This window comes from Streptomyces sp. MZ04, assembly GCF_004684775.1.
Lineage (GTDB): Bacteria > Actinomycetota > Actinomycetes > Streptomycetales > Streptomycetaceae > Streptomyces.
In genome coordinates this window covers 1-6,063 of the sequence record NZ_SRIC01000396.1, presented here as the reverse complement: position 1 = coordinate 6,063, position 6,063 = coordinate 1, and the positions used below count along the sequence as shown (strand labels likewise).

Genomic DNA, 6,063 nt, shown 5'->3' with positions numbered 1-6,063 from the left:
AGCTCTACACAAGGCTATTCGTCGGCAGCGTCAGACGTGTATAAGAGACAGCTCCCGCTCAGCCCGGCTCACCCGCCCGAACGGCTCGATGGTCAGCACGGCACCCCCGCCCTTCGCGTCCTCCTCCAACCGCCACACCCCACCCAGAAACCCGTCCAGAAGGAAGACGCAGTACGCGAAGTTCCCCTTCCAGGTCCGTCCCTTGTACTCGGCGGGTACGACCCGGGCCCGGTCCGCGTGCGAGAGCAGGAGGTTGTCGAACTCGGGAAGGAACCGCGGCGGAGCCGGCGTGTCCGCGTCGGGGCGCGGCGCGTCGGGCAGGTCGAAGAGCTCGACGCCGTTCTCGTCACGGTACGTACGCAGCCCAGGCCGGAGCCGCTCGAAGACCTCCCGAAGCCGGGTGAGCCTGGCCCAGGTCTGCATGTCCTTGACGGAAGCGGGCCCGAAGGCGGCGAGATAGCGCAGGACGGTGGCGTCCACCGCGGAAGCCGGCGCGCCGCCCGGGACGAGGGCGTCCACCGCGGAGCCCGACGCGCCGCCCGGGACGAGGGCGTCCACCGCGGAGCCCGACGCGCCGCCCGGCACGAGGGCGTCCACCGCGGAGCCCGACGCGCCGCCCAGCACGAGAGCGTCCACCGCGGAGCCCGGTGCACCGCCCAGCACGAGAGCGTCCACCGCGGAGCCCGACGCGCCGCCCCGCACGGGCCGCCGCTCCCCCGCACCGTCGCCGAGCCAGTGCTCGAGCGTGGTGAGCGCGACCTGGCCACTGCGCCGCCACAGCCCCCGCGGGGTGACCTGGACGAGCGGCAGCACGCACCGGGCGGCGATCGCGAGGGACTGCGGATCGGCGTCGGGCCACCGGACGAGCAGCACCTCGCGCAGCTGCTTCATCGTGCGGGGCTCCGCCTCGACGGCCTCGCGGGCGAGCACGGCGAGCTCCTCGAGGTCGACGCCGACGAGCCCCTTCCGGAACACCGTCGCCATCTCGCGTTCGAGCGCGGGCTGCATCATCGGCCGCAGCGCGAGGGCGTCTTCCGCGGTGTGCAGATGAATGGTCGAGCGCATGGTGACGATGCGGACCGCTTCCCGCGCCTCCATGAGCGCGGAGAGCTCCAGCGGGTCGAAGTTCTCGAGGCGTGCGGCGAGGGCGTAGTAGGGCGGCTTGACGTTCTGCGCCTGCAGGCCGAGGAGATGGGCAACGGCGTCCTTGACGGACAGATCGGCCGAGCGGCGCAGGAGGAGCTGCCGCTCGAGCGTGGCCCGGTTGAGCGCACGGGTCCCAAGGACGGGGGCGGCGCCGGCGGGGGCCTTGGCGGCGCCCCGCGTCCCCTCCGCTGAACTCCGCGCCGAACTCCGCGCCGAACTCTGCGTCGAACTCTGCGTCGAACTCCGCGTCGTGTTCATCATGCTCCGCACGCTAGCGGCCGTTGCGGACACCTACGGTCCGCAACTCGGTCACGTACCGGCGGGGCCGTCAACGAGCCATCGGCGGACCGGTCGCGTCGTCGCAACGCCCGCGCCTTTTGAGCCGTATATCCTGCTCCGTGGCCATCTAGACATACGTTCGACATGGGAGGCACCCAGCATGGCGGAGCGCCGCGGCCGGCCCGCACCGACCACCAAGAAGCACGGCTGGCGGCACGCTTCCCAGGACGAGGCGGCATCGGCGACCGGGAACGGAAGAGCCGGTGATGTCACGTCCGCCGCCCCGACGGACGTGACATCACCGGACGCCGCGAGCGTGGTGCAGGCGGCGCTGTACAGGGACGGCGTCCGCGTCGCGACACCCGCCTCCCTCGCCGACACCTTCCGCGAGCTCCGCGAGCAGGAGGACGGGATGGCCTGGATCGGCCTCGCCCGTCCCACCGAGGCCGAACTCCTCTCCCTGGCCGCGGAGTTCGACCTCCATGAACTCGCCGTCGAGGACGCGATGGAGGCCCACCAGCGCCCGAAACTCGAGCGGTACGGCGACACGCTCTTCGTGGTCCTGCGCGCGGCCCGCTACTTGGACGCCCTCGAGGAGGTCGACTTCGGCGAACTCCACGTCTTCGTGGGCCCCGACTTCGTCATCACGGTCCGACACGGCGCGGCCCCCGACCTGTCCGCGGTGCGCCACCGCATGGAGGAGACACCGGACCTGCTCAAACTCGGCCCGGAGGCAGTGCTCTACGCGATCCTCGACGCGGTGGTGGACGGCTACGCCCCGGTCGTCTCCGGCGTCCAGAACGACATCGACGAGATCGAGACCGACGTCTTCGGCGGCGACCCCGAGGCCTCCCGCCGCATCTACGAACTCTCCCGCGAAATGGTCGAGTTCCAGCGCGCGACCCGCCCCCTGGTGTCCATGCTGCACGCCCTGATGGCAGGCTTCACGAAATACGGCACGGACGAGGAACTCCAGCGCTACTTGCGTGACGTGGCCGACCACGTCACACACACCAGCGAACGAGTCGACGGCTTCCGCCAGGCCCTGGCCGACATCCTCACGGTCAACGCAACACTCGTGACTCAGCAGCAGAACGCGGAGATGCGGGCGCTGGCGGAGGCGGGGTTCGAGCAGAACGAGGAGATCAAGAAGATCTCTTCTTGGGCGGCGATTCTGTTTGCACCCACGTTGGTCGGCACGATCTACGGCATGAACTTCGAGACGATGCCGGAGCTGAAGTGGGCGGCGGGGTATCCGTTCGCGATCCTGCTGATGGCGGGCGTGTGCGTGAGCCTGTACTTCATCTTCAAGAAGCGGGACTGGCTGTAGCGGGGAGCTGTGCAGCTTGGCTGACTTCGCGTACGCGAAGTTCTCTGAGGGCTCCGTCGAGCTCCCTGGGGAGAATCTGGGGAGAATGAGCGGCGCTGGGGAGCCTGCCCTAATACACCCCTGACTCGCTACCCGAGCTTCTCGCACGCTGACGCCCACCGCACCATCGACACAACCCATCACAGAGAGTGTTGACAGCTCTTAGAGGCGCCCGTGGACGTGGTGGCCAGTTCTTCCGCCTGGTGACAGCTCCTCGTCCAGCCCATCCAGGGGAAGACGGATGTCCGATGCTGGTCGTAGGTTGCCTTCATGACCCACGAGAGTCCCGCACCTGGTCAGACCTGGCGCCAGATGGGCGCGGAGCACGCTCTGCTCCACCGGCCGACGGCGGCAGCCTCCCCGCTGGTGGCGTCGTCTCCTCGCCTGCTCAATACCCACGATCTCGACTGGGAGAGCGTCGAGCACCTGGTGGCCTGGCTCGTCCGGAAGCTTGAAGGCTGGGAGGAGACGTGGCTCTACGGCGAACAGGGGCAGAACCAGCACGGCATCGATGTCGCGGGAGTGTCCGGTACGGAGGCCGCCGTGTTCCAGGCCAAGAGACTCAAGAACTTCACATGCCAGGATCTCAACGCGGCAGTCCGCAAATTCGTCACCGGCAAGCGGCCGTTCAGGGCAACCCGTTTCGTCGTAGTCACCACTCACGACGCGAATCGCACCGAGATCCACGATCGCCTTATGGAGCTGCGGGAGCAGCACCAAGACCTCAAGCTCGAACTTTGGAACAGGAAGCGCTTGTCCGATGAGCTGAGGCCGCATCCGGAGATAGTGACTGCCTTCTTCGGGGCAGCGACGACCCAAGCGTTCTGCCCGCCTCCCACACCAGTGGTGTCGTCCCCAGCCATGCTGAACGGGCAACACGTGGATGCTGAGGCGTTGCTGCGGGGCCCGGTGGCGCATCTGGGGCTCGACGAGTACCTCACCGAGGCGAACCAGGCCCGCGAAACCGATCCGGATCGGGCTGCGGAATCATACGGGTACATCGCCGAACAACTAGAGCGTACGCTCTACGCTCCCTTCGCAAGCTGGATCCGGGCACGTCAAGCGGCTGCTCTTCATGATGCGGCCGAGCACGATGCAGCTCTTCGCATCCACCTGCAGAGCATGGCCCGCGATCTGTCGGACGGGCGCATCTTCCAGGCCCGAAGCACCATCAACACCCTTGCTGAACAGCAGGTGGAAGGTGACGATGCGCTGATCCGAAGCATCAACACCCTCGGATGTCTCGCCGAGTACGAGTTCGAGCACAACGCGACGCTCGACCACGTAGCCGAATTCCTCGACGTGCAGTCCTCGGACGACCCGAGTGTGCAGCTTGCTGCGGCCCTGTTCACCGAACATGCGATGGCAGCACGCAGGCCGGAGCTGCTGACACAACGGCTTGGCCTCCTTGCAGCGATCGCTGACGCCGGGGCAGCCGACCATCTGGACACAGCCCGGCTGCGAGCCAGCCTCGCGGACGTGGATCCCTCCGGAAACGCGTGGCGGAAGCTGCACCGTGCCTCTCGACGCGAATACCAGATGGCCGTGCGTGCTCTGCTTGCCGCCCGCCGTGCACGATTCCTAGTTCTTAACGGGGATGCCGAAGGGGCTGTGGAGGGCTACTACGACGCCGTTGAACACGCCCTCGCAGCGGGCACCCACGGCGACGCTGAGGAGTGGCTCTCGGCCCAGCGACTCGTCATCAGCCGTCACGCCAAGAGCTACCAGGAGCACCTCAAGGCCATCGATACACATACCTTCGAACGTGTCCTGAGACAGGCTGGCGGCGACAGCGTCATGCCTGTGGCATCGAACCGCCGGGACTCAGCGATGGCTGCGCTCATCCGCGGGAAGCACCATGACGCACGCCAGGACCTGCTGCAATACCGACGCCGCGCGGTGGCTTTGGGTAGCTGGTCCCATGAGCGTGAGGCGGAGGAGCTCTTGGCCCGCTTGTACACGGACATCGGTGAGACGAAACAGGCGATGAACCACTTCGTCAACGCTGGAGTCGCGAATGCGGCCAAGCAGGCACGCACCTTCTTTCCAACTCCTCCTGGCGAAGCTCTCGACTGGGCCCCGCCCTCAGGTCTTCGCAACCGGCCCGTGTGGGAGCGCACCTGCGCCTTCGCCTTGGCTCGCCGGATGGCCGATATCCTGACCGACGATGCTGCCAAAGCCTGGATCGACGAGGCACTCAGGGAAGTAGAAGCTCCCACACCCCGAACGCCGGCCGTCACGCCGCCAACCGAAGCCGCCTGGGGTCTCATCACCTCACTCGCGGTGCTCACCACATCTGACCAGGCTCTCCGGGCCGCTGGCAGCCCGGGAATCATCGAACGCAGCACCGCGAACATTGCGGAGGCTCGGATCCGGGCCCTCCCTGCACTGGCCTGCGTCCACGCAGTACTCGGCCCCGAGGCCGTGCGGGACCTGACGAAAGCCGTCCTGACGAACGACCACGTCCTCGATGCCGTTCTGCGGCATGCGAAGGACCTGTTCACCGAACATGCCCCACTGGTCGCGAGGGCGTGCGCGGATGCTGCAAGGGCTGGCCACGTGGGTGCTGTGCGCCTTCTTCTCCTCGCGGACGTTGAACCCGACATTTGCCGGGAGGCGGTTGTCGGATGGCTCCAGCAAGGTAGGGCAGGAGACAGCGGTCTGAGCGAAACAGACCTCATCGCGATCGGTGCACAATGCCTGCCTGTGGAGGACGTCGCGTCGAGGATCGAAACCCTCACAGAACTGATCACAACGCCCCACGGTCACGACACCCAATACGCTGCGATGATCGCGCTAGGCTACGCTGCCGAGGCTTTACCCATGGAGCAGAGGCAACCTCACATCGGCCTCGCCTTGGCGGCGGCGCGGGGCGAGATCCCAGCGCTCGCGGAGGAGACCCCCGTTATCTTCTTCGCGGTTCCGCAATGGGACCGCTGGCCTCCGGGCCCGGCATGACTGTTGCCCCCTGTCGAACCGATGACCTGGGGGGTGGTCCTACGTTGTTGATGGGTCGGATGGGCTGTCGTACGGTCCGGAGGATCCAGTAGCCCCGGGTATGGCTTGGGGGTGGTTGCCTTCAATGGTTCCTGTGACACCTGGCCGCCCGGGGCCGCACGACGACTCGACCACTGATGAGGAGCTGCGGGCCGTCTTCGACAAGCTGACCGCCAAGTTCGACAGCGTCCTGGTGATCGTGGACCAGCCCGCCTCCATCGGCGCCCTGCCCCTGACCGTCGCCCGGGACGCCGGCTGCAAGGTCGCCTACC

At 67.3% G+C, this 6,063-nt stretch carries 3 protein-coding genes and 1 pseudogene; 3 read left to right on the top strand and 1 reads right to left on the bottom strand.

Annotated elements, in window-relative coordinates; genetic code table 11:
• Positions 1-30 precede the first annotated feature (30 nt).
• The gene (locus E2651_RS40260; protein ID WP_135336235.1) at positions 31-1,407 is read right to left on the bottom strand and encodes a winged helix DNA-binding domain-containing protein; all 1,377 of its coding nucleotides are present in this window, start codon (positions 1,405-1,407) and stop codon (positions 31-33) included.
• Positions 1,408-1,585: 178 nt separating this feature from the next.
• Between E2651_RS40260 and E2651_RS40255 the strand changes: the two genes are divergently transcribed.
• The 3 genes and pseudogenes from E2651_RS40255 to E2651_RS40245 form a co-directional block, all read left to right on the top strand.
• On the top strand, positions 1,586-2,755 hold the full coding sequence (locus E2651_RS40255; protein WP_135336234.1) for a magnesium and cobalt transport protein CorA: 1,170 nt from the start codon (positions 1,586-1,588) through the stop codon (positions 2,753-2,755).
• A 309-nt stretch (positions 2,756-3,064) separates the two neighbouring features.
• Complete coding sequence (locus tag E2651_RS40250) at positions 3,065-5,752, top strand: restriction endonuclease (protein WP_135336233.1); 2,688 nt, start codon at positions 3,065-3,067, stop codon at positions 5,750-5,752.
• 172 nt (positions 5,753-5,924) lie between these two features.
• Positions 5,925-6,063 (top strand): annotated as a pseudogene (locus E2651_RS40245) (IS110 family transposase); the annotation flags it as partial.